Source organism: Blastococcus sp. MG754426 (genome assembly GCF_021699055.1).
Classification (GTDB): Bacteria; Actinomycetota; Actinomycetes; order Mycobacteriales; family Geodermatophilaceae; genus Blastococcus.
Genome location: NZ_SSXC01000011.1, coordinates 41,392 through 66,805 on the forward strand (window position 1 = coordinate 41,392; position 25,414 = coordinate 66,805).

22 protein-coding genes and 1 tRNA gene are annotated in these 25,414 nt (G+C 75.2%); 10 read left to right on the plus strand and 13 right to left on the minus strand.

Translation table 11 applies throughout. The annotated features are described in order from the left end of the window. Window positions 1-8 precede the first annotated feature (8 nt). The 5 genes from E9549_RS06485 to E9549_RS06505 form a co-directional block, all read right to left on the minus strand. Window positions 9-1,250 carry a beta-ketoacyl synthase gene (locus tag E9549_RS06485; protein WP_236825728.1) on the minus strand — a complete coding sequence of 414 codons (1,242 nt, stop codon included), beginning with the start codon at window positions 1,248-1,250 and terminating at the stop codon, window positions 9-11. A gap of 85 nt (window positions 1,251-1,335) precedes the next feature. Further along, window positions 1,336-1,581, minus strand: coding sequence for an acyl carrier protein (locus E9549_RS06490; protein WP_236825729.1), 246 nt, complete (start codon window positions 1,579-1,581; stop codon window positions 1,336-1,338). 113 nt (window positions 1,582-1,694) lie between these two features. Then, window positions 1,695-2,663 (minus strand): beta-ketoacyl-ACP synthase III, encoded by a 969-nt coding sequence (locus E9549_RS06495; RefSeq protein WP_236825730.1) that lies wholly within the window; start codon window positions 2,661-2,663, stop codon window positions 1,695-1,697. Next, entirely contained in the window at window positions 2,660-3,862 is a 1,203-nt protein-coding gene (locus E9549_RS06500) for an acyltransferase domain-containing protein (RefSeq protein ID WP_236825731.1), read from the minus strand. The genes E9549_RS06495 and E9549_RS06500 overlap by 4 nt, the downstream gene beginning before the upstream one ends. A 144-nt stretch (window positions 3,863-4,006) precedes the next feature. Beyond that, a complete protein-coding gene (locus tag E9549_RS06505) occupies window positions 4,007-5,185 on the minus strand; it encodes a CdaR family transcriptional regulator (protein WP_236825732.1) in 1,179 nt (392 codons plus the stop codon). 44 nt (window positions 5,186-5,229) lie between these two features. On the opposite strand from E9549_RS06505, the gene E9549_RS06510 reads away from it, so the two are divergent. Both E9549_RS06510 and E9549_RS06515 read left to right on the plus strand, forming a co-directional pair. Beyond that, a complete protein-coding gene (locus E9549_RS06510; protein ID WP_236825733.1) occupies window positions 5,230-5,811 on the plus strand; it encodes a pirin family protein in 582 nt (193 codons plus the stop codon). Window positions 5,812-5,865: 54 nt separating this feature from the next. Further along, the gene (locus tag E9549_RS06515; protein WP_236825734.1) at window positions 5,866-7,071 is read left to right on the plus strand and encodes a M20 family metallopeptidase; all 1,206 of its coding nucleotides are present in this window, start codon (window positions 5,866-5,868) and stop codon (window positions 7,069-7,071) included. On the opposite strand, the gene E9549_RS06520 is transcribed toward E9549_RS06515, so the two are convergent. Continuing rightward, the gene (locus E9549_RS06520) at window positions 7,068-8,099 is read right to left on the minus strand and encodes a LacI family DNA-binding transcriptional regulator (protein ID WP_236825735.1); all 1,032 of its coding nucleotides are present in this window, start codon (window positions 8,097-8,099) and stop codon (window positions 7,068-7,070) included. The genes E9549_RS06515 and E9549_RS06520 overlap by 4 nt on opposite strands. Before the next feature lie 165 nt (window positions 8,100-8,264). On the opposite strand from E9549_RS06520, the gene E9549_RS06525 reads away from it, so the two are divergent. Then, window positions 8,265-9,665: a GH1 family beta-glucosidase gene (locus tag E9549_RS06525; RefSeq protein WP_236825736.1), complete on the plus strand. Its 1,401-nt coding sequence runs from the start codon at window positions 8,265-8,267 to the stop codon at window positions 9,663-9,665. A 39-nt stretch (window positions 9,666-9,704) separates the two neighbouring features. On the opposite strand, the gene aceE is transcribed toward E9549_RS06525, so the two are convergent. Further along, window positions 9,705-12,506 (minus strand): pyruvate dehydrogenase (acetyl-transferring), homodimeric type, encoded by a 2,802-nt coding sequence (gene aceE, locus E9549_RS06530; RefSeq protein WP_236825737.1) that lies wholly within the window; start codon window positions 12,504-12,506, stop codon window positions 9,705-9,707. 406 nt (window positions 12,507-12,912) lie between these two features. On the opposite strand from aceE, the gene E9549_RS06535 reads away from it, so the two are divergent. The 3 genes from E9549_RS06535 to E9549_RS06545 all read left to right on the plus strand — a co-directional run bounded on the left by E9549_RS06535 (window position 12,913) and on the right by E9549_RS06545 (window position 13,917). After that, window positions 12,913-13,332, plus strand: coding sequence for a DUF3052 domain-containing protein (locus E9549_RS06535; RefSeq protein ID WP_091934642.1), 420 nt, complete (start codon window positions 12,913-12,915; stop codon window positions 13,330-13,332). Window positions 13,333-13,347: 15 nt separating this feature from the next. Next, window positions 13,348-13,809: a peroxiredoxin gene (locus tag E9549_RS06540; RefSeq protein ID WP_236825738.1), complete on the plus strand. Its 462-nt coding sequence runs from the start codon at window positions 13,348-13,350 to the stop codon at window positions 13,807-13,809. A gap of 36 nt (window positions 13,810-13,845) precedes the next feature. After that, window positions 13,846-13,917 (plus strand) — tRNA-Val (locus tag E9549_RS06545). Between the two features lie 16 nt (window positions 13,918-13,933). On the opposite strand, the gene E9549_RS06550 is transcribed toward E9549_RS06545, so the two are convergent. Then, a complete protein-coding gene (locus E9549_RS06550) occupies window positions 13,934-14,737 on the minus strand; it encodes a triacylglycerol lipase (RefSeq protein WP_236825739.1) in 804 nt (267 codons plus the stop codon). Between the two features lie 207 nt (window positions 14,738-14,944). Between E9549_RS06550 and E9549_RS06555 the strand changes: the two genes are divergently transcribed. Next, the gene (locus E9549_RS06555; RefSeq protein ID WP_236825740.1) at window positions 14,945-15,856 is read left to right on the plus strand and encodes an alpha/beta fold hydrolase; all 912 of its coding nucleotides are present in this window, start codon (window positions 14,945-14,947) and stop codon (window positions 15,854-15,856) included. Here E9549_RS06555 and E9549_RS06560 read toward each other — a convergent pair. From E9549_RS06560 to E9549_RS06575, 4 genes are all read right to left on the minus strand, one after another. Then, a complete protein-coding gene (locus E9549_RS06560) occupies window positions 15,837-16,865 on the minus strand; it encodes an NAD-dependent epimerase/dehydratase family protein (RefSeq protein ID WP_236825741.1) in 1,029 nt (342 codons plus the stop codon). The genes E9549_RS06555 and E9549_RS06560 overlap by 20 nt on opposite strands. Further along, window positions 16,862-18,310 carry a wax ester/triacylglycerol synthase family O-acyltransferase gene (locus E9549_RS06565; protein WP_236825748.1) on the minus strand — a complete coding sequence of 483 codons (1,449 nt, stop codon included), beginning with the start codon at window positions 18,308-18,310 and terminating at the stop codon, window positions 16,862-16,864. Before E9549_RS06565 ends, E9549_RS06560 begins: the two co-directional genes overlap by 4 nt. A 125-nt stretch (window positions 18,311-18,435) precedes the next feature. Continuing rightward, window positions 18,436-19,392 (minus strand): alpha/beta fold hydrolase, encoded by a 957-nt coding sequence (locus E9549_RS06570; RefSeq protein ID WP_236825742.1) that lies wholly within the window; start codon window positions 19,390-19,392, stop codon window positions 18,436-18,438. A gap of 49 nt (window positions 19,393-19,441) precedes the next feature. After that, window positions 19,442-21,403: an FUSC family protein gene (locus E9549_RS06575; RefSeq protein ID WP_236825743.1), complete on the minus strand. Its 1,962-nt coding sequence runs from the start codon at window positions 21,401-21,403 to the stop codon at window positions 19,442-19,444. 60 nt (window positions 21,404-21,463) lie between these two features. Here E9549_RS06575 and E9549_RS06580 point away from each other — a divergent pair, with 60 nt between their 5' ends. Continuing rightward, on the plus strand, window positions 21,464-22,276 hold the full coding sequence (locus E9549_RS06580) for a Nif3-like dinuclear metal center hexameric protein (protein ID WP_236825744.1): 813 nt from the start codon (window positions 21,464-21,466) through the stop codon (window positions 22,274-22,276). A 15-nt stretch (window positions 22,277-22,291) separates the two neighbouring features. Here the strand turns inward: E9549_RS06580 and E9549_RS06585 are convergent, their stop codons facing one another. Next, entirely contained in the window at window positions 22,292-23,029 is a 738-nt protein-coding gene (locus tag E9549_RS06585) for a hypothetical protein (RefSeq protein WP_236825745.1), read from the minus strand. Window positions 23,030-23,131: 102 nt separating this feature from the next. Between E9549_RS06585 and E9549_RS06590 the strand changes: the two genes are divergently transcribed. Both E9549_RS06590 and E9549_RS06595 read left to right on the plus strand, forming a co-directional pair. Further along, entirely contained in the window at window positions 23,132-24,934 is a 1,803-nt protein-coding gene (locus tag E9549_RS06590) for a carbon starvation protein A (protein ID WP_236825746.1), read from the plus strand. After that, window positions 24,931-25,323 carry a hypothetical protein gene (locus E9549_RS06595; protein ID WP_236825747.1) on the plus strand — a complete coding sequence of 131 codons (393 nt, stop codon included), beginning with the start codon at window positions 24,931-24,933 and terminating at the stop codon, window positions 25,321-25,323. The genes E9549_RS06590 and E9549_RS06595 overlap by 4 nt, the downstream gene beginning before the upstream one ends. Window positions 25,324-25,414: the final 91 nt, after the last annotated feature.

Genomic DNA, 25,414 nt, shown 5'->3' on the forward strand with positions numbered 1-25,414 from the left:
GTCGGTGTTCAGGCGGTGGTGAACACGAGCGCGATGTTGTGCCCGCCGAAGCCGAACGAGTCGTTGACGGCCGCGGTGAGCTGGGCCTTGCGCGGCTCGCGGCGCACGATGTCGAGGGCCTGGACGGCGGCGTCGTCGTCGGGGTCGTCGAGGTTCGCCGTGGCCGGCACGACCTGCTCGCGCAACGCCAGGATGGTGAACACCGACTCCAGCGCCCCGGCAGCGCCGAGCAGGTGCCCGGTCTGGCTCTTGGTGGCGGTGACCAGCACGTGCTCACCGAGCGACGAGCGGATCGCGGCGGCCTCGGCGGTGTCGCCGACCGGGGTGGAGGTCGCGTGGGCGTTGACGTGCCCGATGTCGGTGGGGGAGAGCCCGGCGTCGCGCAGCGCGGCGGCGATGGCGCGGCCGGCGCCCTCGCCCTCGGGGTGCGGGGCGACCAGGTCGTAGCCGTCGGCGGTCGCGCCGGCGCCGGCGAGCCGGGCGTGCACCCGGGCACCGCGGGCGGCGGCCGAGTCGGCGCGCTCCAGGACCAGCGCGGCCGCGCCCTCGCCGAGCACGAAGCCGTCACGGCCCTTGTCGAACGGGCGGGAGGCGCGCTCGGGCTCGTCGTTGCGGGTGGACATGGCGCGCATGGCCGCGAAGCCGGCCATGGGGAGCGGGTGGACGCAGGCCTCGGCCCCGCCCACGAGCACGACGTCCGCGCGGTCGAAGCGCAGCAGGTCCAGGCCCCAGCGGATCGCCTCGGCGCCGGAGGCGCAGGCGCTCACGGGGGCGTGCACGCCACCCTTGGCCCCGACGGCCAGGCCGACGGCGGCGGCGGGCCCGTTGGGCATGAGCATCGGGATGGTGAAGGGGGAGACCCGCTTGGGACCCTTCTGCTCGAGCACGTCGTCCTGCCCGAGCAGCGTGAGCGCACCACCGATGCCGGTGCCGAAGACGACGGCGATGCGCTCGGGGGCGACGCCGGACCCGGCCACGCCGGACTCGGCCCAGGCCTGCTCGGCGGCGACGACCGCCACCTGCTGGCTGCGGTCCAGGCGGCGGGCGCGGACGCGGTCGATCTGCTCCGCGGGGTCGGTGGCGAGGCGGGCGACCAGCTGGGCCGGGAACTCCTGCACCCACTCCTCGGTGATCCGGCTGACGCCCGAGCGGCCGGCGAGCAGGGCGTCCCAGGTGCCGGCCACGTCCCCGCCGAGGGGCGTGGTGGCCCCGAGGCCGGTGACGACGACGTCGGTGGTGGACGGGCTCATGGGTCTCTCCTCGTGCGGACGACGGCCCGGTCGGGCCGGATCGGGGGTCGGGTCCCGCCGGCGGCCGGCCGGCGGGACCCGGGGCTCAGCCCTGGTTGCTCTCGATGAAGCTGATGGCGTCGCCGACGGTCTTGATGTTGGCGAGCTGGTCGTCGGGGATGGCGACGCCGAACTTGTCCTCGACGGCGGTCGCGATCTCGACCATCGACAGGGAGTCGACGTCGAGGTCCTCGGTGAAGGACTTCTCCGGAGTGGCGTCGGCGGGGGTCACGCCCGCCACCTCCTCCAGGATCTCGGCGAGTCCGGCCTGGATCTCCTGGGTGCTGGCCAACGCGGGGTCCTCTCTCTCGGATGGGACGGCGTCCCCGGGCGGGGGCGCCGTCGACGTCCGGGACGGGTGTCCCGGGGTTCTGGGGGGAGCGGTGGCGCTCCCGGCCGGAGGCGTCACGGCAGCACGACGACCTGCCCGGCGAAGGTCAGGCCCGCCCCGTACCCCAGCAGGAGCGCGACATCACCGCTCTTCGCCTCGCCGCTCTCCAGCAGGGCGTCCAGGGCCAGCGGGACCGAGGCCGAGGAGGTGTTGCCGGAGCGCACGATGTCGCGGGCGATGACGGTCCCCTCGGGCAGCTTCAGCCGCTTGGCCATCAGCTCGATGATCCGCAGGTTGGCCTGGTGCGGCGCGAACACGTCGATGTCCTCGGGCCCGACGCCGGCGCGGCGCATGGCCTCGACCAGGGTGTCGGTGAGCTTCGTCGTCGCCCACCGGTACACCGCCTGGCCGGCCATGCTCATGCCGGTCTCGTCCGGGGGGATCGCGATCGCCTCGTGCAGGTCGCCGTCGCTGCCCCAGACCGCCGGGCCGATGGTGGGCTCCTCGGACGCGGTGACGACGGCGGCGCCGGCGCCGTCGGCGAAGATCACCGCCGTCGCCCGGTCCTCGAGGTTGGTGTAGTCGGTGAGCCGCTCCCCGCCGATGACCAGGGCGTTGCGGGCGGTGCCGCTGCGGATCGCGTCGGAGGCGGCGCTCAGCGCGTAGCACCAGCCGGCGCAGCCGGCGTTGACGTCGAAGGCGCCGGGGCGGGGCACCCCGAGCTGGTGGGCGATCCGCGGGGCGAGCCCGGGGATCGCCTTCGGCGGGCTGGTGGTCGCCAGGAGCACCAGGTCGATCTCGCCGGCGTCCAGGCCGCTGGCCGCCAGCGCCTTCCCGCCCGCGGCCACCGACATCTCCACCAGCGTCTCGTCGGGCTCGGCCCACCGGCGCTCGGCGATGCCGACCCGTGCCTGGATCCACTCGTCGTTGGTGTCCATGCGTTCGGCGAGCTCGTCGTTGGTCACCCGTCGACGGGGGCGGTAGCTGCCGAACCCGAGGATCCGGGCGCCCGGGGCGCCCCGGTCGAGCTTCAGCGTGGTCACGCGGTCACCTCCGGGTAGAGCCGGGCGATGGGGTCGCCCGCGTCGACGAGGTCCCCGTCGTGCACGAGCCACTCGGCGAGCACGCCGTCGTAACCCGCGGAGACGTTGACCTCCTCGCGGCGGCCGCGGATGCAGCCCAGCGGGGTGCCGGCCGGCAGGTGCGTGCCCTCGGCGATCTCCGCGGGGCTGACCGTCCCGCGGGCGGGGGCCACGACCATGCGCCAGTCGGGCAGGTGCTCGGCCTCGCTGCGGCCGCGCTCGGCCTCGATCAGCTTGCGGGCGCGGTCGAGGTCGGCGGGCGTGCTGACGGCGAGCACCTCGATGCCCGCGCCCTTCCACTCCCGCTTGGCCAGCCCGGCGAGGGCCCCGGCCGGCGGCAGCTCGATGACGGCCGTGACGCCGAGCTCGCGCATCGTCGCCAGGCAGGAGTCGAAGCGCACCGGGCTGGTGACCTGGCTGACCAGGCGGGCCAGGACCTCCGTGCCGGAGTCGACGGCCGCGCCGTCGGCGTTGGAGAGCAGCAGCCGGCTGGGATCGGCCGGGCGGAGCCCGCCGACGAGGCCCTCGAGCTCCTCGCGGGCCGACGCCATGTACGCGGTGTGGAAGGCGCCGGCGACCGGCAGCGGCATGATCCGCGCCCTGGCCGGCGGCTCGGCCTTGAGCGCGGCCAGCCCGTCGAGGGGGCCGGCGGCGACGACCTGGCCGCCGCCGTTCATGTTGGCCGGGGTGAGCCCGTGCCGCTCCAGGGCGGCGAGCACCTCGCCGGGGTCGCCGCCCAGAACGGCGGACATGCCGGTGGGCGTCTGCGCGCAGGCGGCGGCCATGGCCCGGCCGCGGACGGCGGTCAGCGCGATCGCCGCCTCGACGCTCAGCACGCCCGCCAGCGCGGCGGCGGTGAGCTCGCCGACGCTGTGGCCGGTGATGACGACGTCGCGCCCGGTGTGCGGGGTGTGCGCCACCGGGCCCGGCAGCCCGCCGAGCTCGCGGGCCACGAACAGGCTCATCGCGACCACCAGCGGCTGGGTGACCGCGGTGTCCTTGATCGCCTCGGCGTCACCCGTGGTGCCCAGCGACAGCAGGTCGGCGCCGGCGATGGCGCCGGCCCAGCGGAAGAAGGGTTCGGCGCCGGGGAGGTCGAGCCAGTCGGTCAGCATCCCGGGCTTCTGCGCACCCTGACCCGGGGCGAGGACGGCGAGCACCTGCTCACCGTGCCAGTGATCACCGGTCCCGCGCGCGGCGACCGGGCACGAAAGGACACCGGTGATCTTTGTAGGATTCCTCCAAAACCCGCGCCCTCTGGGGGCCTGTGTCCGGCGATCCGTGGTGGGAACCGTACGTCCGGGTCAGTGCCAGAGGGATCGGTCGCGGTCCAACGCGGCGAGCGCGAGGGCCACCTGGAGCGTCCAGCTGCCCCGCGGGTCGGTCGCCGAGAGCCCGGTCAGCTCGGCCGCGCGGCGCAGCCGGTACCGCACCGTGTTGGGGTGCACGAAGATCGCCCGGGCGCTCGCCTCCAGGTTGCCGCCGGTGCTCAGCACGGCCCGCACGGTCTCGAGCACGCCACCGCCGGCCGAGCGCAGCGGTGCGGCGACCTGGTCGTGCAGCGCGGTGCGGGCCAGCGGGTCGCCGGCGAGGGCGCGCTCGGCCAGCAGGGCGTCGGCGGCGACGGGGCGCGGCGCCTCGGGCCACGCGCCCGCCGCCCGCAGGCCGGCGAGCGCCGCCGCGGCGGAGTGGGCCGCCCGCCCCAGCCCGTCGACCACCGGCCCGGTGACGACCGGGCCCTCCCCGCACTCGTCGGCGACCCGCTCCGCGACCGCCTCCAGGTCGCCGGTGCCGCCCAGGACGACCACCAGCTGGTCGGCGTGCACGCCGACCAGCACGTCGCAGTCGAGCGAGCGGGCGGCCCGGCGCACGGCGCCGTGCGGGTCGTCGACCCCGGTCGGCGTCGCGCCGACCACGACCAGCGCCGGGGTGCCGGCGGCCCAGCCCAGCGCCGCGGCCCGGCCCGAGAGCTCCTCCGAGCGCTCGCCGCGGACCAGCGCGTCGACCACCAGGGCCTCGAGCCGGGCGTCCCACGCGCCCCGGCTCTCCGCGAAGCTCGCGTAGACGTGCGCGGTGGCGAAGGCGACCTCGCGGCTGAACTGCAGCACGGCCAGCCGCAGCGTCTCCTCGTCCCCGGGCTCGGCGACGGAGGTGACCCGCTCCTCCATGACCTCGACGGTGACCTTGATCAGGTCCACGGTCTGCTTCAGCGCCACCGCCCGGACCAGCTCGCGGGGTGCCGCGCCGAACACCTCGCCGGTCAGCCGCGGCGGCCGGCCGGGGTGGCGGCACCACTCGACGAGGGAGGCGATCCCCGCCTGGGCCACGAGGGTGACCCAGGAGCGCTGGTCGGCGGGCATGGCCCGGAACCAGGGCAGGTCCTCGTCCATGCGCGCGACGGCCTGCGTGGCCAACGACCCCGACGCGCGCTCCAGCCGCCGGAGCGTCGCGTCGCTCGGCGGGTGGTTGCTCACCCGGCTCACCGGGTCAGCGTGTCACGCCGCCCGGCTTCGGGGAGAGTGGCCCCGTGGACGTTCCCCCGGCCGGGGTTCCCGCGGAGGGCCCCGGCGACCCGGTGTCCCGGGTGGTGCTCGCCCCCGGCGACGGCTCGCTGGGCCCGCTGCTGCGGGTCGCCGACGACCGGCTCGCCCCCGGTCAGGGCTACGGCCGGCACGACCACCGCGCCGTCGACGTCGTCGCCGTCGTCCTGGCGGGGGAGCTGCACCACCGGTGGGGGGCCGGTGCGGACCTGGCCGCCGGCGACGTCGCCGTGCTGCGCGCGGGGGCCGGGCTGGCCCACGACGAGGTGGCCGGCGGCCGGGGGGCCCGGGTGCTGCAGTGCTACCTGCGCAGCGCCGCGCCGGCGGAGCCGGCGACGCACGCGGTCCACCGGTCGCCCGGTGGCTGGGTGGAGCTCGGGCGGGCCGACGCGCGGCTGTGGGTGGGCCGCGCGGCGCCGGGGGAGGAGCTCGTGCCACCCGCCGGCCTGGTGCTCGTCGCCGGCCACGACGGTGTCCGGCCGCACGAGGGCGGCCCGGTGCGCGCCCCCGGTGCGGTGACCGTGCTGGCCTGGCGGCTCGACGCCGGCCGGCCGAGCTGGGCGGGGTGACCGGGCTGACCGGGCGATGGGCGCGACCCGGACCCCGTGGGTGAGAGTGGGGGCATGCCGATCAGCCCCGCCGAGGTCCTCGCCGCCGCGTACTCCGACGCCGACCGCACGATCGAGCTGCGCCGGCGGCTGCACCGGCACCCGGAGATCGGGCTGCACCTGCCGAGGACGCAGGCGGCGGTGCTGGATGCGTTCGCCGAGCTGCCGCTGGAGGTCAGCACCGGCACCACGACCAGCTCGGTCGTCGGCGTGCTGCGCGGCGCCCGGCCGGGGCCGACCTTCCTGCTCCGCGGCGACATGGACGCGCTGCCGGTGCAGGAGGACAGCGCCCTGCCGTTCGCCTCGGAGGTGCCCGGGGTGATGCACGCCTGCGGGCACGACACCCACGTCGCGATGCTGGTCGGGGCGGCCCGGCTGCTCGCCGACCGCCGCGAGGAGCTCGCCGGTCAGGTGGTGTTCATGGCGCAGCCGGGGGAGGAGGGCTTCCACGGCGCCCGCTACATGCTGGACGAGGGGCTGCTCGACGCCGTCCCCGAGGCGCCGGTGAGCGGCGCGTTCGCGCTGCACGTCTCGTCGACGCTGCCCAGCGGCACGGTGAACCTCCGGCCCGGCCCGGTGATGGCCGCGGCCGACCAGTGGCGCATGACGCTGCGCGGCCGCGGGGGGCACGCCTCCGAGCCGCACGCGGCCGCCGACCCGGTCCCGGTGGCGGCCGAGATCGTGCTCGCCCTGCAGTCGATGGTCACCCGCCGCGTCGACGTCTTCGACCCGGCGGTGGTGACCGTCGCGCACATCGAGGCGGGCAGCACGAACAACGTCATCCCCGACACCGCGTTCCTGGAGGGGACGATCCGGACGCTCTCCGCCGAGCGGCGGGCCGACGTCGTCACCTCCGTGCAGCGGGTGGCCGCGCACGTCGCCGCCGCGCACGAGATGGAGCTGCACTGGGAGCACATCGAGGGCTACCCGGTCACCATGAACGACCCCGGCATGGCCGCGCACGTGCTGACGACGGCGGCCGAGCTGCTGGGCCCGGAGGCGGCCGTGCTGATGCCGGCGCCGCTCATGGGTGCCGAGGACTTCTCCTACGTGCTGCAGCGGGTGCCGGGCGTGATGGCGTGGCTCGGCGCCCGCCCGCACGGCGTGGACCCCGCCACGGCGCCCCCGAACCACTCCAACCTCGTCGTGTTCGACGAGGAGCCGCTGCCGGCCGGCGTCGCCCTCTACGCGCAGATGGCGCTGCAGGCCCTCCGCGGCTAGGCCGAGGCGCGCCGGACCAGGGCGGTGCCGCAGACGCGGGACCCGGCGGCCGCTGACCCGCCCGAGCCGATCTGCTCGAGCAGCAGGTCGACCAGCCCCCCGGTCATCTCGTCCAGGGGCTGGGCCACGGTGGTGAGCGGCGGGTCGCAGGTGGCGGCGACCTCGGCGTCGTCGAAACCCACCACCGCGACGTCCTCGGGCACCCGCCGCCCGGCCGCCCGCAGCACGCGCAGCGCGCCGACCGCCATCGGGTCGGAGGCGACGAAGACGGCGTCGAGGTCGGGCACGTCGCCGAGCAGCCGGGTCATGGCGCGGGAGCCCCCCGCCTCGGTGAAGTCGCCCTCGGCGACCAGTTCGGGACTGGCCGGCGCGCCGGCGGCGGCCAGGGCGGCGCGGTACCCGGTCAGCCGGTCGAGGCCGACCACCATGTCCAGCGGGCCGGAGACGGTGCCGATGCGGGAGCGGCCCAGCCGCAGCAGGTGGCTGGTGGCGGCCCGGGCCCCGCCGACGTTGTCGGCGTCGACGTACGGCACCGGCCGGCCGTCGAAGGGGCGCCCGGAGAGCACGAGCGGCACGGGGGAACGGGCGAGCAGGTCGGGCAGGAGGTCGTCGCGGTGCAGGGAGATGAGGATGACGCCGTCGACGTGCCCCTGCCGGACGTACCGGGCCACCTTCTCCTGCTCCCGGCGCCCCCGGGCGGCCAGGAGGACCAGGTTCTGCTCGGTGTCGGCCAGCCGGGCGGACAGCCCGCGCACGATCCGCGCGAAGAAGGGGTCGGCGAAGATCTGGGTGTTCGACTCCGAGAGGACCAGGGCGATGGTGTCGGTGCGCCGGGTGACGAGGCTGCGGGCCATCCGGTTGGGCACGTAGCGCAGCGCCTCGACCGCGGCGTGCACGGCGTCCCGGGCCTCGGGGCTGACGCGCGGCGAGTCGTTGATGACCCGCGACACCGTGGCGCGCGAGACCCCGGCGAGCGCGGCCACCTGCTCGAGCGTGGGCGTCGGAGGGCGCGGACCGGTGGTGGTCATGTCAGCTCCTCACGGTGACGGGCGGCGACGGCTCGCGACCGCCGGGTGGTCACCGTAGTGCCGGTGCGGCCACCGCACGAGGTGTGAGAGCGTTCTCACCACGCCCGGACGGACTCGCGCCGGCCGGCGCCCCGGACCGATCGACCGCCAAGGAGCAGCGCGCCCATGTCCTGGACCGACAGCCGTCCGGAGCTCGCCGGAGGGCTCACCTTCCCGCCCGGGTTCTTCTTCGGCGCCGCCACGGCCGCCTACCAGATCGAGGGCGCCGTCGACGTCGACGGCCGGGGCCCCTCGATCTGGGACACCTTCAGCCACACCCCGGGCCGAACCTTCCAGGGCCACACCGGCGACGTCGCCGTCGAGCACTACACCCGGTACCCCGAGGACGTCGCGCTGATGAGGGAGCTGGGCCTGTCGGCCTACCGGTTCTCCGTCGCCTGGCCGCGGGTGCTGCCCGAGGGGGCCGGCCGGGTGGAGCAGCGGGGCCTGGACTTCTACCGCCGCCTGGTCGACGAGCTGCTCGAGCAGGGCATCGACCCGTGGCTGACGCTCTACCACTGGGACCTGCCCCAGGCGCTGCAGGACCGCGGCGGCTGGACCTCCCGAGACACCTCGGCCCGCTTCGCCGACTACGCCGGGATCGTCCACGACGCGCTCGGTGACCGGGTGCGGCACTGGTCGACGCTGAACGAGCCGATGGTCAGCGCGCTCCTGGGCCACCAGTCCGGGGCGCACGCGCCGGGCGTCCGGGACGCCGTCTCGGCCTCGCGGGCGGTGCACCACCTGCTGCTCGGCCACGGCCTGGCCGCCGGCGTCCTGCGCGGGCGCGGCGTCGACCACCTGGGCATCACGCTGAACTTCACGCCGATGTCCCCGGCCAGCGACCGGCCCGAGGACGTCGACGCCGCGCGGCGGCTCGACGGCCAGCAGAACCGCATGTTCCTGGTGCCGCTGGTCACCGGCGCCTACCCCGAGGACGTCGTCGCCGACCTCGCGGCCGCCGGCGCGCCCCTGCCGGTGGAGGACGGCGACCTCGAGGTCATCGGTGCGCCGCTGGACTGGCTGGGCGTCAACTACTACTTCGAGGAGACCGTGCGGGCCGGGGTCCGCCCCGAGGGCATGCCGCCGACGTCGTTCATCGGCGGGGAGGACGTCGTCGAGCTGGACCCCGAGGGCGTCACGACCACGATGGGCTGGGGGGTGAGCCCCGAGGCGTTCACCCGGCTGCTGCGGTGGATCGGGGAGCAGGCGCCCGGACTGCCGCTGGTCATCACCGAGAACGGGTCGGCATGGGCGGACGAGGTGTCGCCCGACGGGGCCGTGCACGACCCCGAGCGGACCGACTTCCTGCTGCGGCACCTCGCGGCGCTGCGCACCGCCATGGACGACGGCGTCGACGTCCGCGGCTACTTCGCGTGGTCGCTGCTGGACAACTACGAGTGGGCCCGGGGGTACGCCCAGCGGTTCGGGCTCGTGCACGTGGACTACGACACCCAGCGCCGCACCGTCAAGGACAGCGGCCGGGTCTACGCCGACGTCATCCGCCGCCACCGCGAGCAGGGCTGAGACGGGGAGCGGGGCCCGTCACGGGCCCCGCTCCCCGTCTCAGGTCGCCGGGCTGGGGTCGGACCGCTCGTCGGCCGGCGCGGCCTGCACGTCCCGGATCCGGTACTTCTCCACGGCCTCGCGCACCTTGGCGCGGTCGACCTGCCCCTCGTCGGCCAGCGAGGCGAGCGTGCGCACCACGATCGACTCGGCGTCGACGTGGAAGTGCCGCCGCAGCGCCGGGCGGGTGTCGGAGAGGCCGAAGCCGTCGGTGCCGAGGGTCGCCATGCCGCCGGGCACGAACGGCGCGATCAGGTCGGGCACCGCCCGCATCCAGTCCGACACCGCGACCACCGGGCCGACCGTCTCCTGCAGCCGGGAGGTCACGTACGGGGTGCGGGGCTCCTCCTCCGGGTGCAGGAGGTTGTGCTCCTGGCACTCGTCGGCCTGCCGGCGCAGCTCGTTCCACGAGGTGACCGACCAGACGTCGGCGCTCACCCCCCAGTCCTGCGCCAGCAGCTCCTGCGCCCGCAGTGCCCACGGCACGGCGACGCCGGAGGCCAGCACCTGGGCCTTGGGCCCCTCGGTGCCCGGACCCGCGGCGTAGCGGTACATGCCGGCGAGCAGGCCCTGGACGTCGAGGTCCTCGGGCTCGGCCGGCTGGTTGAACGGCTCGTTGTAGACCGTCAGGTAGTACATGACGTCGGGGGAGCGGGAGCCGCCCAGCGGGGCGCCCGGGTCCTCGCCGTACATGCGGGCCAGCGCGTCCCGGGTGATGTGCGCGACCTCGTAGGAGAACGCCGGGTCGTAGGAGACCACCGCGGGGTTGGTCTGCGCGAGCAGCAGCGAGTGCCCGTCCTCGTGCTGCAGCCCCTCGCCGTTGAGCGTCGTCCGCCCGGCCGTGGCACCCAGCATGAAGCCGCGGGTCATCTGGTCGGCGGCGGCCCAGATCGAGTCGCCGGTCCGCTGGAACCCGAACATCGAGTAGAAGATGTAGATCGGGATCATCGGCTCGCCGTGCGTCGCGTACGAGGTGCCGACGGCGGTGAACGACGCCGTCGAACCGGCCTCGTTGATGCCCTCGTGCAGGATCTGCCCCTGCTCGGACTCCTTGTAGGTGAGCATGAGCTCGCGGTCGACCGAGGTGTAGCGCTGGCCGGCCGGGTTGTAGATCTTCTGGGTCGGGAAGAGGGAGTCCATCCCGAAGGTGCGCGCCTCGTCGGGGATGATCGGCACGAACCGCGGGCCGAGCTCCTTGTCCTTGAGCAGCTCCTTGAGCAGGCGGACGAACGCCATCGTCGTCGCCACCTCCTGCTTGCCCGAGCCGCGGCGCAGGACGTCGAGCGCCTTGTCGTCGGGCGCCTTGAGCGTCTTGAACTCCGAGCGGCGGCGCGGGACGGCCCCACCGAGGGCCCGGCGCCGCTCGAGCATGTACTGCATCTCGTCGGAGTCCGGGTCGGGCCGGTAGTACGGCGGCAGGGTCTTGTCCAGCGCCGAGTCGGGGATGTCCAGGTAGAGCCGGTCGCGGAAGGCGGCGAGGTCCTCGGCGGTCAGCTTCTTCATCTGGTGGGTGGAGTTGCGGCCCTCGAAGTGGCTGCCCAGGGTCCAGCCCTTGATGGTCTTGGCGAGGATGACGGTCGGCTGGCCCTTGTGCTCCACCGCCGCCTTGAACGCCGCGTAGACCTTGCGGTAGTCGTGCCCACCCCGGGAGAGGTTCCAGATCTCCTTGTCGCTCATGTTCTCCACGAGCTTGCGGGTGCGCGCGTCCTTGCCGAAGAAGTGCTCGCGGACGAAGGCGCCGTCCTCGGCCTTGTAGGTCTGGTAGTCGCCGTCGGGCGTGGAGTTCATGATGTTGACCAGCGCGCCGTCGCGGTCGGCGGCCAGCAGCGGGTCCCACTCCCGGCCCCAGATCACCTTGACGACGTTCCAGCCGGCCCCGCGGAAGAACGACTCCAGCTCCTGGATCACCTTGCCGTTGCCCCGGACCGGGCCGTCGAGCCGCTGCAGGTTGCAGTTGACGACGAACGTGAGGTTGTCCAGCTCCTCGCGGGCGGCCAGCCCGATGACGCCCAGCGACTCGGGCTCGTCCATCTCGCCGTCGCCGAGGAACGCCCACACGTGCTGGTCGGAGGTGTCCTTGATGCCGCGCGCGTGCAGGTAGCGGTTGAACCGCGCCTGGTAGATGGCGTTGAGCGGGCCGAGCCCCATCGAGACGGTGGGGAACTCCCAGAAGTCGGGCATCAGCCGCGGGTGCGGGTAGGACGACAGCCCGCCGCCGGGGTGGCTGACCTCCTGGCGGAAACCGTCGAGCTGGTCCTCGCTGAGCCGGCCCTCGAGGAACGCGCGGGCGTAGATGCCGGGGGAGGCGTGCCCCTGGAACCAGATCTGGTCGCCGCCGCCGGGGTGGTCCTTGCCGCGGAAGAAGTGGTTGAAGCCGACCTCGTAGAGCGAGGCCGACGACGCGTAGGAGGAGATGTGCCCGCCGACGCCGATGCCCGGCCGCTGCGCGCGGTGGACCATGATCGCGGCGTTCCACCGGATGTAGGCGCGGATCCGCCGCTCGACGTGCTCGTCACCCGGGAACCAGGGCTCGCGCTCGGGCGGGATGGTGTTGATGTAGTCGGTGCTGCGCAGGGCGGGCACGCCGACCTGCTGCTCGCGGCTGCGCTGCAGCATCCGGAGCATCAGGTACCGGGCCCGTCCGCGGCCGGCGTGGTCGACGACGGCGTCGAGGGACTCCAGCCACTCCTGCGTCTCGTCGGGGTCGGTGTCGACCAGCTGGCTGGGGAGCCCGTCGGTGATGACCGCGCGGGCCTGTCCTGCGCGGGCGGGGTCGCCGTCCGGCTGCTGCGGTGCGCTCATGCCCCCATCGTCTCCCGACGACGTCGTCCGCGTCACGTCCCGACCCCATCTGCGGGCGAAGTCGTGTCGGGCGGACACGCGCGCCGCGCACCGGTGCACTCGGTGCGCGCAGGCTTGCGCCCCGCCCGCTATGCCCTACGCTTCCGCCTGCGGTGCCTCGACAGGACGGCGCCGTCCGGATGTACGGCCGCGAGGGCCGGGCGACGGGCGCTCGACGACAGCGAGAGGGGTGACATGACCGGGGTGCGGGTGGTTCTCCCGCTGGTCGTGTCGATCGCCGCCGCGTGTCGGTCCACCGCCCGCACGGTCCGTCCGTGACGCGGCCCCGCGTGGTCGCCGGCCCGGCCGGGCACCGTCCACCCCACACCAGGCCAGCAGCAGGCCGACCCATGGAGGAGCAGCAGGGATGAGCGTCGACAGCACCGGCATGGCGGCCCGGTTGGGCATCAAGCCGGGCATGGTCGTGCAGGAGCTCGGCTGGAGCGAGGACGCCGACGAGGACCTGCGCGACTCGATCGTCGAGGCCTCCGGCAGCGAGATGGTGGACGAGGACACCGACGAGGTGGCCGACGTCGTCGTCCTCTGGTGGCGGGAGGACGACGGCGACCTGTTCGACGCCCTCACCGACGCGCTGACCTCGCTGGCCGACGAGGGCGTCGTCTGGCTGCTGGTGCCCAAGTCGGGCCGGCCCGGGCACGTCGAGCCGGGTGACGTCACCGAGGTCGCCCCCACGGCCGGGCTCTCGCAGACCAGCAGCATCTCCGCGGCCAAGGACTGGTCGGGCATCCGGCTGGTCACCCCCAAGGCGGCCCGCAGCCGGCGCTGAGGCACGATCGGGGGCATGAGCCTCTCCGTCGGTGACCGCGCGCCCGAGTTCAGCCTCCCGGACCAGGACAAGCAGGTGGTGTCCCTGGCCGATCTCCGCGGCACCCCCGTGCTGCTGGTCTTCTACCCCTTCGCCTTCTCCGGTATCTGCACCGGCGAGCTCTGCCAGCTGCGCGACGAGCTGGCCAACTACACGGACGCGGGCGTGACGGTGCTGGCCATCAGCACCGACCCGGTCTTCAGCCTCAAGGCGTTCAAGGCGCAGGAGGGCTTCGACTTCCCGCTGCTCTCGGACTTCTGGCCGCACGGCACCGTGGCCCAGGCCTACGGAGTGTTCAACGAGAAGGCCGGCATGGCGCTGCGCGGCACGTTCCTGGTCGACGCCGAGGGTGCGATCGCCTTCGCCGAGGTCAACGGCCCCGGCGACGCCCGCGAGCAGTCCGGCTGGAAGGACGCCGTCGCTGCCCTCGCGGGCTGAGACGGGGCGCCCGGGGCTCCTACCCTAGGGCGCGCGGGGCGTGTAGCTCAGCGGTAGAGCTCTCGGCTTACAACCGAGCGGTCGCAGGTTCGAACCCTGTCGCGCCCACCCGTGCCGTCGCCGGTCAGGCCGCGGCGGCGTCGACCGGGCCCGTCGCGGCGGGCTCGGCGGGCTTCGGGAAGGCCGGGCGCAGGAACGCCGGCGCCTTGAACGGGGCCCACTCGCCCTCGGGCTGGGCCAGCCGGTCGGCGATCGCCCACAGCGCCGCCGGGTGGTGCCCGATGCCCAGGTGGCTCGCGGTGACCGCGATGTTCTCGCAGCGCTCGCCCGGGGTGTTCAGGCAGGTCTGCCAGTGCACGATCCCGTCGTAGTGCGAGTAGATCGAGGTCGCCGGCACCGGCAGCGGGCACCCCTCGGGCTCCAGCGGGAACTCCCGCTGCTCCACGTGCAGGTGTGCGTACCGGTCGAACGCCTTCGAGGCGCGGGTCTGGGTGTGCCGCTCGATGCGGAACGGGCTGCCCAGCGTGATCACCTGACGCACCGCGTCGGGGCACTGGCGGGCGAGGTCGCGGGCGAAGATGCCGCCCAGGCTCCAGCCGATGACCGTGAGCTCGCGGCGGTAGCGGTTGTGCAGGTAGTCCAGCTTGTCGCGCATCCCGTTGACGCAGACCGCGGTGGGGCCGATGTTGCGCCCCAGCCCCCACCCGTGCACCCGGTAGCCCAGCCGCCGCAGCGTGGCCCGGAGCACGCGGGTCGAGGTGTCGTCGGCGAGCAGGCCGGGGAGGACCAGCACGGGGTGGCCGTCGCCCTTCGGCAGCCGCTGGGCGAGCGGGCGGGCCGCCAGGTAGAGGCCGTAGTCCGCGAACGCCCGCGTCGGCTCGCTCAGGTAGAGCGGGAGCGCCGGACCATCACCCTGCAGTCGTGCCACGTCGTCCTCCTGGCTGCCGTCCGTTCGTGGAAGGGCACTACCAAGATGCGGTCCGGCTCACACCTGGCGGCCAGGACGCGCAGGCACATGTTGCCGAACTGTGTCCTGGGTCATAGCGGACGCCTTCGTCCGGATCTGCCGGGCCGGGGCGGCGCTGCGGCCGCCGGCACCACGTGCCACCGTACGGACGACGACGGAGGGAGCAGGATGCGCGAGGACGCGACGCCGGGGCGGAGCTGCACGGTCGACCTCGGGGGCCCGGTGCACTACCTGGACTTCGGGGGAGCCGACGACGGACCGCCGGTGGTGCTGGTGCACGGGCTGGGTGGTTCGCACCTCAACTGGGACCTCGTGGCCCCGGCGCTGCGGGAGCACGGCCGGGTGCTGGCGCTGGACCTGCCCGGTTTCGGCCGCAGCGAGCCCGGTGGGCGCACGGCCAGCGTGCCGGCCAACGTCGCGGTGCTGCACCGCTTCCTCACCGAGGTGGTGGGGGAGCCGGCGGTGCTCGTCGGCAACTCGATGGGCGGCATGATCTCGATCCTCGAGACCGGTGAGCACCCCGAGGCGGTCCGCGGTCTGGTGCTGCTCGACCCCGCCGTCCCCGGCGCCCGCCGGGCGCTCGACCCCCGCGTCGCGGTGATGTTCGCGCTGTACGCGATCCCCTTCGTCGGCGAGCGCTTCCTGTGGTGGCGGCGGCAGCGGACGTCGGCCCTGGCCCGCGTGCGGGAGATGCTGGAGCTCGTCGGCGTCGACCCCGGGCGGGTGCCCGCCGACGTCATCGACCGGTCGGTGTCCCTGCTGGAGGAGCGGCGCGACGTCCAGGGCATGGACCGCGCGTTCCTCGCCGCCGCCCGCTCGCTGCTGCGCGTGCTCGCCGATCCGCGCCGGTACCGGGCCGCGATGGCCTCGATCGACGTCCCGGTGCTGCTGGTCCACGGCGACCGCGACCGGCTGGTGCCCGTGGCGGCCGCCCGCGACATCGCCCGGCGGCACCCGGACTGGCGCTACGCGGAGTGGTCCGGCGTCGGGCACGTGCCGCAGCTGCAGGAGCCGGAGCGGCTGGTCGCGGAGGTGGGCGACTGGATGCGGGACGCGGAGCTCACCGGTTCCCGGGCCTGAGCGTGTCGCGCAGCGCCTCCAGCCCGGTGTAGCGCGGACGCCAGCCGAGCTCCTCGCGGGCCCGGGTGGTGTCCATGATCGCCGGCCGGCTCGCCGCCTCCACCCACTCCGCCGCGGGCGGCAGGAACGGCAGCCGGGAGAAGGCGCGGGCGGCGGCCTGCGCCGGCGCGGCCGGCAGCGGGATGGCCAGCGCGCCGAACTCCCGGGCGACGTCGGCGGCGGTCAGGACGCCCTCGCCGGCGATGTTGTAGGCGCCGGGCGGGCCGGCGCCGAGCACGCACAGGAGCAGCGCCTGCCCGACGTCGTCCTGGTGCACGAACTGCAGCGGGTGCTGCGGCACCAGCAGCGGCACGGGGACCGGCAGCCGCCGCGGCCGGCCGAGGAGCCGGCGCCCCACCGGGGCCAGCGGGCCGGGCAGCACGTCCTTCCCGCCGACGGCGTGCGGGCCCAGCACGACCGGCGGGCGGAGCAGGTACAGGTCCAGCCCCGGGGCCGCCGCGGACTCCTCGTCGAGCAGCTGCTCGAGCTCGGCCTTCTCCTGGGCGTAGAACAGCCGCGAGGCGGGGCGCACCGGCCACTCCTCGGGGATGAGCTCCGGGTTGTCGCGGTGGAAGCCGTAGGCGGCGACCGAGGAGGCGTAGACGAAGCGCCGGGCACCGACCGCGGCCGCCGCCCGGAAGACGTTCAGGGTCCCGTCGACGTTGACCGCGCGGGTCGTCTGCCGGGAGGCGTTGCCGGTGATGAGGAAGGCCAGGTGGACGACGACGTCGGCGCCGGCGAAGGCCTCGCGCAGCGCCTCGGGGTCGCGCACGTCGCCCTGCCGGTACGTCATCTTCGTCCAGCCCCGCTCGGCCGGGTCGAACGGCCGGCGGGCCATCCCGATGACGGATCCGACGCGGTCGTCCTCCTGCAGCAGCGGCACCAGGCCGGCGCCGAAGGTCCCCGTCGGCCCGGTGACGGCGACGGTCAGCCCGCGCGCGCGGCCCCCGCGCGGCTTCGCCGGGCTCACCGGGCAGCTGCCGGGGCGGTCGGCTTCCCGCCGGTGGGCCGCTCCACCGGCGGGGTCGCCTCCGCCGCCCGGGCCAGCTCGAGCAGCTCCTCGATGCCGCGGCGGATCCCGCCGGAGAGGACGTCGACGTCGGGAAAGGCGTCGAAGTCGGCGTTGATGCCGAAGGTCATCGTGTCCAGGTAGCTGAAGATCCCGATGGAGCAGCGGGTGCCGCCGGCGATGGGCACGTAGGCGTGCGCGGAGCACATCCGCTTGCCCAGCACGTACAGCGGCACGCGCGGGGCGGGGACGTTCGTCGTCACCGCCTGGCACCACATCTGGCCGGTCTGCATGGCGGCGCGCACGCCCAGGGAGAGCAGCGTCGGGGCCACGAAATCGCCCATCGCGATGATCGAGGGGACGTCGACGGCCTGCATCGCCCTCTTGTACTCGTCCATCTGGCCCCGGATCGTCCGCAGCCGGGAGGCCGGGTCCGGGTCGCCGACGGGCAGGTCGACGAAGACGGCGGAGACCCGGTTGTCCAGCGAGCCGCGCTGCTGCTGCGAGCGCACCGACACCGGCACCATCGAGCGCACCACCAGGTGCTCCGAGGAGAGCTCGCCACGGGCCTTGAGCAGGTCGCGGAACCCGCGCGTGATGGCGGTGAGGACGACGTCGTTGACCGTGCCGCCGAGCGCGGTCCGCACGGTGCGGAACTCCTCGAACCGGCCCTGGGTCCACGCCCAGCGCCGGTGGGGGCCGATGTGCCCGTTGAGCGACCGGGCGGTCGGGGTGATCGCCTGCTTGGCCAGCGAGGGCACGGTGCGGGCGAGGGTGCGGCCGGACTCGGTCAGCCCGCGAACGTTGCGGACGGCGCCGCTCACCGTCGGCAGGGAGGCGAGGGTGCGCAGCGGCTGGGTCGCCGCCTCGGTGACCGCGCCGGCGACGAGGGAGAGCGTGGAGGGGTCGCGCCGCGGCGTCCAGTCGCGGGGGTCGTCGTGGGTGGCGTCCGGGTCCAGGTCGAACATCAGCTGCATGAGGTCGGTGCCGGCGACGCCGTCGACCATGCAGTGGTGCACCTTGGAGATCAGCGCCCAGCGCCCCTCGGCCAGGCCCTCCACCAGCCACAGCTCCCAGAGCGGCTTGGCCATGTCGAGGCGCTGGCCGAGCACGCGGCCGGCCAGGTTGCGCAGCTGCTCGTCACCGCCGGGCGAGGGCACCGCGGTGTGCCGCACGTGGTAGAGGATCTGGAAGTGGGGGTCGTCGACCCACATCGGGCGGCCGAGCTGCAGCGGCACCTCCCGCACCCGCTGCCGGTACCGCGGGACCAGCGGCAGCTTGCTCAGCAGCAGCCGCACGACGTCGCCGTAGCTGGGGGCCGGGCCCTCGAAGACCGCGACCGACCCCACGTGCATGGGGGTGTTCTCGCTCTCGGCGAAGTAGAACCCGCTGTCGAGGGCACTCATCCGGTCCACGTCTCACTCCTCGGCCGTTCCGGTTCAGGAGCCGCCGACGTTAGGTGTGGTCCTGCGGGCACGCACATCGACCGTGTGGCGGCGGCCACATCGTGCCTGCCCGGGACCGCCACCGGTCAACCCGCCCGGCGCCCCTCGACCTCGACCCGGTCGAGCAGCCCGGCGAAGGCGCGGTTGACCACCTCGGTGCGGGTCAGGTTGACGCTGTGCCCGGCCCCGGGGACGACGGTCAGCTCCGCACCCACGGCCTCGGCGATCCGGCGGCCGTGCGCCTCGGGGGTGAGCCGGTCGTGGGTCGCCGCGACGACGGTGACCGGCACCCGGCGCAGCACCTCCAGCGCCTCGGCCTCGTCGTGGTCGAGGAAGGTCGCGTAGAAGGCCATCGTCACCGGCAGCGGGGTCTCCTCCAGCAGGTGCTGCACCATGCGCACGGAGCGCCGGTCGGCGTCGTCGCGCCCGAAGAGCAGCCGCCGGATGGCCCGCCGGCCGAGGAACGTGCCGCGCCGGCGCCGCCGCTCCAGCGCCGGGGCCAGTCGCTGCAGCAGCCAGAGGTACACCCGCAGCAGGTGCAGCCGGCGCAGCACCGCCACGAGGAACCCGGTGAGCCCGCCCACCAGCCCGCCCGCCGAGGTGGCGAGGAGGAACGCGCCGACGACGCGGCTGCCGAACAGCTCCGGTCGCTGCCGCGCCAGCGCCAGGATGCTCATGCCGCCCATCGAGTGGCCGGCCAGCACCACCGGCCCGGTCGGGGCGACGGCGTCGAGCACCTGGCCGAGGTCGCGGCCGGTGCGGTCGATGGTGGCCCGGGTGAGCGGCGTCCAGCCGGAGCGGCCGTGCCCGCGCTGGTCCCACAGCACGAGCCGGGCCCGGTCCCGCAGCGCCGGGCGCTGCGGCTCCCACTCCGCCAGGCGCGCCGTGAACCCGTGCGAGAGGACGACGGTGAGCGGGGCGTCCTCCCTGCCGTCGAACTCGACGTGCAGGTCCACGCCGTCGTCGGTGGTCACCGTCCGCGAGCCCGGTGGGGGCGGCCCGTCGAGCGAGGGGAGGGTCAGGATCGGGGGATCGGCGGCCACGGCGCCATCCCAGGGCCCCGCGGCGGGGGGCGCAACCGGGCGCGGCGGCTCAGTGCCCGCCACGGCGCCCGGGGGCGGCCTCGCGCACCAGCCGGCGGGCGGCGTCCACCTCGCGGGCCACCGGCGCCAGCACCCCCTCGGCGTGCAGCTCGGCGTCGTCGGGCACGCCGCGGGACCGGACGTCCTCCTCGAGCCCGCGGATCGCCCGGCGCAGCACGGCGACCTGGGCGAGGTCCGGGGCCGGCTCCCCGCGGCCGGCGATGACGGCCTCGGTGACCGCGTCGGAGGTGCGTTCCAGCTGCACGATCACCGGCCACCAGGCGGCGGCCCGTGTGCTGATCGGCGGCGGTTCGGCCAGCCGCCGCTGCAGCTGGGTCTGCAGCTCGGTGAGCGCGCGGTAGCTGCGCCGGCGGGCGCGGCGGCGCTCGGTCGGGCTGCCGGTGAACGCCGCCTCGACGAAGGCGTCCAGGGCCCGCGCGGCCTCGCGCAGCGCCTCGTCCAGCGGCGCCCGCCAGGTCTGCGGCCACAGCAGGTAGCCGAAGACCAGCACGATCGCGCAGCCGATCAGGGTGTCGAGCAGGCGCGCGCCGACCAGCCCCGGGCCGCCCGGCATCGCCAGGTCCAGCAGCAGGATGATCAGCGGCGTCTGGAACACCGAGAACAGCCCGAAGCTCGCGTCGCGGGCCCAGGGCAGCACCCCCGCCGCGCAGGCCAGCGCCAGCAGGACCCAGCCGTCGCGGGGCAGCACCGCGAGCAGCGCCGAGCCGAGCAGCACGCCGAGGAGCGTCCCGGCGCCGCGCTGCACCGCGCGGGTGAAGACCGAGCCGAAGTCGGGCTTCAGGACGATAGCGACGGTGAGCAGCACCCAGTACGGGCGCTCGATCGGCAGGTACTGGCGGGCGATCTCGGCGACGGTCATGCACAGCGCCAGGCGGACGGCGAATGCCCGGGCATCGGCGCTGGCCAGCGTGCGGTCGGCCAGGTCGTGGAGGCGGGTGCGGGCGTCCGGCCGCGGGGCCGCCGCGGCGGCGCCGGCCCGCTCCTCGGGGTCGCCGACGACGTTCCACACCAGCCGCACGCCGTGGCGGACCGCCCGGACGGCGGGGTGCCCCTGCTCCAGCGGAGGGGGCCGCTGGTCGGTGAGCTGCCCGCTGCCGGCGACCGCCGCCGCCAGGGAGTGCACCGCGGGGACGTCGCCGGGGTCGGCGGGCACCCCCGCGCGGGCGGCCGCGACCGCGCCCTCCACGAGCGGGGCCGCGGCGTTGAGGACCCCGGCCAGCTCGGAGAGCTCCCGGCTGCGCCCGGATGACCGGCTGCGGCTGCGGATCACCCGGTCGTACGCCGCGTTGAGCGCCTTCGTGAGCGCCCGGCGGGCCTCGGGCGCCGCGTCGCCGCCCACCGCTGCCAGCAGCTCGCCGATGCGGGTGAACACCGCCGCGACCGCCGCCCGGTCGGGGTCCAGCGGCTCGGTGCGGGCCTGCACCAGGGTCACGACCGTCGCCCACGCCGCCCCGCAGAGGAAGAAGCCGACCTCGGCGGCGACCGGCAGCGGCGTCTCCAGGCCCGAGGCGAGGGCGGTGTAGACCAGCAGCTGCAGCGCGCCCAGGGAGAGCGCGGCGCTCACCGCGCTGATCAGCGCGGCGGCGGCCGACAGCGCGGCGATGACGACGACCGGCCCCCAGCCGCCACCGCTGGCGTACTGGCCCACCAGCAGGCCGAGCGTGCCGAACGAGGTGGCGGCGAAGGTCCGGCGCAGCCGCTCGCGCAGCGGTCCGGGTTGCGGTGCGAGGCTCGCCGCCAGCGCGCCGATCGTGCCGAACACCCCGGCGCCGAGCGCTCCGCCGGCGTCGAGCCCGCCGCCCACCGCGAGGGCGAGGGCCAGGGGCGCGGGGACCGAGACGGCGAACCGGGCGACGTCGCGCCACGGCACCGGTGGGGGAGTGGTGCGCACCAGCTCCTCCAGCCAGGCCGGGGCCCGCAGCGACCGCTCCCGACGCCGCCGCTCTCCCACGGCGGAAGCTTGGCATTCCGGCGGACCGGCGGCGGCGCGGCCCGCCTACGCTGACCAGCCGTGACCGTGCAGCTCGGGAAGGTCCTCGCCGCCCTCGACGCCCGCTACGACCCCGCGCTCGCCGAGGGGTGGGACGCCGTCGGCCTGGTCTGCGGGGATCCCGCCGAGCCGGTGCGCTCGGTGCTGTTCGCGGTGGACCCGACGGCCGCCGTCGTCGACGAGGTGGTCGCGACCGGCGCGCAGCTGCTCGTCACCCACCACCCGCTGTTCCTGACGCCGGTGCACGGCGTGCCCGCCGACGACCCGCGGGGGCGGCTGGTGCACCGGCTGGTCCGGGCCGGGGCCGCGCTGTTCGTCGCGCACACCAACGCCGACCGGGCCCCGGGGTGCGGGGTCAACGACGCGCTGGCCGGCGCGCTCGGGCTCGAGGACGCCGTGCCGCTGGAGCCCTCGCCCGCGGACCCGCGGGCGGGCCTCGGCCGGGTCGGCCGGCTGCCGGAGCCGATGACGCTGCGGGCCTTCGCCGAGCACGCGGCCGCGGCCCTGCCGGCCACGGCCGGGGGCGTGCGGGCCGCCGGGGACCCCGACCGGAGGATCGCCACCGTCGCGGTGTGCGGCGGCAGCGGCGGCTCGCTGCTGGGCGCGGCCGCCGCGGCCGGCGCCGACGTGCTGCTCACCAGCGACCTGAAGCACCACCCGGTCTCCGACGCGCGCGAGGTGACCGGGCCGGCGCTGTGCGACGTCGCGCACTGGGCGTCGGAGTGGCCGTGGCTGCCGGTGGCCGCGGACCGGCTGCGCCGGGACCTGGACGACGCCGTGGCGGTCGCCGTCGCCGCCACGCGGACCGACCCCTGGACCTCCCGCGCGGGCTGACCCGGCGGCTGCGGCTCAGCCGTGGCCGGCCGCGCGCAGGGCCTGCACGCAGGTGCGCTCGAGCGAGCGCTGCCGGCGGATCCGCGCCAGCAGGCCGGGTACCGGCTCCAGCTGCCGGGTCGCGGCCGGGCGGACCCCGCTCAGCCGGCCGCCGGCGTAGCGGCCCGTGGTGGTGTGCACGGTCCAGCGCTCGACGTCGGGTACCGAGAGCTCCTGCCCGACCAGCACCGCCGGGCCGGCCACCCCGGCCGGTCCGCCCCGCAGCTCCAGCGGCTCGGCGTCCCAGCCGGCGACCCGCACGGTGCGCACGTGCAGCCCGCCGTCGTCGACCCCCAGGACGGCGTCGGCCGGCCCCTCGCGCCGGTCGACCGGGACGACGGACTCCGCGTCGAGGACCAGCACCAGGCGCGGCAGGTACCACCAGTGCTCGCGGCGGAGCATGTGCGAGTCGGCGAGCGCCCGCGACGGCGGGTGCTTGCGGAGCTCCTGGTCGAGCAGCTCCTCGGCGAACAGCTCCCCGGTGCCGTCCTCGACCAGGGTGAGCCGCCCGGTGAGGGCCAGGGGGGACCACCGCGACCCGGTGAGGCGCGGGTCGGAGAGCACCAGCGCGGCGGAACCGGCGGCCGCGGCCGCGCGGGCGGTGGCCACCTGGGCCCAGGGCAGCGCGACGGCCGCCCGGCCGCCGAGCACGAGCGGGACGACGCCGGCGGCGCCCGGCGCGCCGCCGGGCACGGTCCACAACAGTTCGGCCACGCCTGCGGCGTGGACGGAGGCCAGACTTGTGGTGTCCATCGCCTGGATGTCTACTCCCTCCGACGGCGGCGACGTGGCCGCCCGTGGACCTGGGGGTTCGCCGTGCCCGCGTTCGTCGTGGCCGCCGTGGTCGGGGTGCTGTTCTTCCTCGGCTACCGGTACTACTCCAGCTACCTGGCCCGGAAGGTGTACGCCCTCGACCCGGCGTTCGTCACCCCGGCCCACCAGTTCAACGACGGCAACGACTTCGTGCCGACGAACAAGCACGTGCTCTTCGGCCACCACTTCACCTCGGTGGCCGGGGCGGCGCCGATCGTCGGGCCGGCGATCGCGGTGTTCTGGGGCTGGGGCCCGGCACTGACCTGGATCGTCCTGGGCACCATCTTCGCCGCCGGCGTCCACGACTTCGGCGCCCTGGCGGTGTCGGTCCGGCACAAGGCCAAGAGCATCGGCACCCTGGCCGGGGAGGTCATCAACGGCCGGGCGCGCAAGCTGTTCCTGGCGATCATCTTCTTCCTGCTGACGCTGGTGAACGCGGTGTTCGCCGTCGTCATCGGCAACCTGTTCGTCGCCAACCCGGGCGCGGTCATCCCGATCGTGCTGGAGATCCCGCTGGCGATCGCGATCGGCGTCTACATCTACCGGACCCGCTCCTCGGCGCTGCTGCCCTCGATCGTCGGCGTGCTGGTGCTCTACGCGCTGATCCTCGTCGGCAACGAGTTCCCGATCTCCCTCGACGGGCTCGCCGACGCGCTCGGCGTGGAGCAGACGCGCAACGTCTGGGTGGTCCTGCTCTTCGCGTACACCTGGATCGCCTCGCGCATCCCGGTGTGGGTGCTGCTCCAGCCGCGCGACTACATCAACAGCCACCAGCTGTTCATCGCCCTCGGCGTGATCGCGCTCGGCGTCATCGTCGGCATGAACACCATCGCGGCCCCGGTGGTCAACGACGTGCCCGAGGGGTCGCCGAGCTTCTTCCCGTTCCTCTTCATCACCATCGCCTGCGGGGCGATCTCCGGGTTCCACTCGCTGGTCTCGTCGGGGACGACGTCCAAGCAGCTGGACAAGGAGCCCGACGCCCGGTACGTCGGCTACATGGGTGCCGTCGGCGAGGGCTCCCTGGCCACCGGCGCGGTCCTGGCCGCCACGGCGGGGGTCGCGGCCTCGCAGGCCGACTGGGAGGCGCTCTACCCGGACTTCGCGACGGCGTCGAGCGGTGCGACCGGCAACTTCGTCAACGGCGTCGCCGCCTTCGCCAACAACCTGGCCGTCCCGCTCGACCTGGCGACGATCTTCGCCGCCGTCGTCGTCATCAGCTTCGCGGCGACGACGATGGACACCGGCGTCCGGCTGCAGCGCTACGTCGTCCAGGAGATCGGCGAGCTGATCGGGGTGCGGGCGCTGTCGCGCAACCTCACGCTGGCGACCACCGTCGCGGTGCTCATCCCGCTGGGCATGGCGCTGCTGCCCGGCGGCGGCGAGGCCGGTTACACCTTCGGTGTCCTGTGGCAGCTGTTCGGCACGACCAACCAGCTCACGGCGGGGCTCGCGCTCTCGGTGATCGCGGTGTGGATCACCCGGCGCGGCCGCAACCCGATCGCGGCGCTCGTCCCGCTGGTGTTCCTGCTGGCGATGACCACCTGGGCGCTGGTCGTGAACCTGCGCAACTTCGTCCGGGACGACCAGTGGGTGCTCGCGCCGCTGGACGCGCTGATCTTCGTGCTGGCGGTGTGGCTGATCGTCGAGGCGGCGATCGCGCTCCTCGCGGCGCGGCGGGAGCGGCCGGCCACCGTGGACGCCGGCGGGACCGGGGGCGGCCGGGAATCGGTCGTGGCCCGGGCCAACCCCGACGACGCGGTGTCCGACCGGCCGGTCGGTGGGCCGGACCGGGACGGCCGCGGGTGACCCGGGTCGTCCTCGTCCGGGGGCCGCGCGCGGCCTCCGGGTCGGGCGGCTGCTGCGGTGGCGAGGTCCGGCCCTTCGACGAGGGCGGCTCGCACCGCCACGTCCCGCCGGCGGACGCGGTCGGCGACGTGTACCGCGCGCTGCGCGCCCGGCTGCCGGACGACGTCGCCATCGAGGTGGTGTCGCCGTCGAACTGGCTGTGGCTGGTGCCGGAGCTGGTCCGGGCCGGGCGCCGCCGCGGGTTGCGGGGTGCCGCGCTGCGCCGCTCGGTGCGCGCGGGCATGGCCGTGGAGTCCCTCGTCGTGGACGGCGTGGTGGTCGCCTCGGGCGGGTTGCCCGAGCCGGGGGCCGCCGTCGCCGCGGTGGAGGCCGAGCTGGCGTTGCGCTGACTGTGAGGCTGGCCGGGTCGGTTCGTCGGTGATGGGCTGACTGCTGGCGGCAGCGGGCGTGACCCTTGCTCTGACTGGCCTCGTGCCTTTG

What these genes read in the sequence shown, in the direction of transcription:
- E9549_RS06485 (WP_236825728.1), bottom strand. Translation starts at nt 1,250, where the DNA reads ATGAGCCCGTCCACCACCGACGTCGTCGTCACCGGCCTCGGGGCCACC.
- E9549_RS06515 (WP_236825734.1), top strand. Translation starts at nt 5,866, where the DNA reads ATGCCGATCAGCCCCGCCGAGGTCCTCGCCGCCGCGTACTCCGACGCC.
- E9549_RS06520 (WP_236825735.1), bottom strand. Translation starts at nt 8,099, where the DNA reads ATGACCACCACCGGTCCGCGCCCTCCGACGCCCACGCTCGAGCAGGTG.
- E9549_RS06525 (WP_236825736.1), top strand. Translation starts at nt 8,265, where the DNA reads ATGTCCTGGACCGACAGCCGTCCGGAGCTCGCCGGAGGGCTCACCTTC.
- aceE (WP_236825737.1), bottom strand. Translation starts at nt 12,506, where the DNA reads ATGAGCGCACCGCAGCAGCCGGACGGCGACCCCGCCCGCGCAGGACAG.
- E9549_RS06535 (WP_091934642.1), top strand. Translation starts at nt 12,913, where the DNA reads ATGAGCGTCGACAGCACCGGCATGGCGGCCCGGTTGGGCATCAAGCCG.
- E9549_RS06540 (WP_236825738.1), top strand. Translation starts at nt 13,348, where the DNA reads ATGAGCCTCTCCGTCGGTGACCGCGCGCCCGAGTTCAGCCTCCCGGAC.
- E9549_RS06555 (WP_236825740.1), top strand. Translation starts at nt 14,945, where the DNA reads ATGCGCGAGGACGCGACGCCGGGGCGGAGCTGCACGGTCGACCTCGGG.
- E9549_RS06565 (WP_236825748.1), bottom strand. Translation starts at nt 18,310, where the DNA reads ATGAGTGCCCTCGACAGCGGGTTCTACTTCGCCGAGAGCGAGAACACC.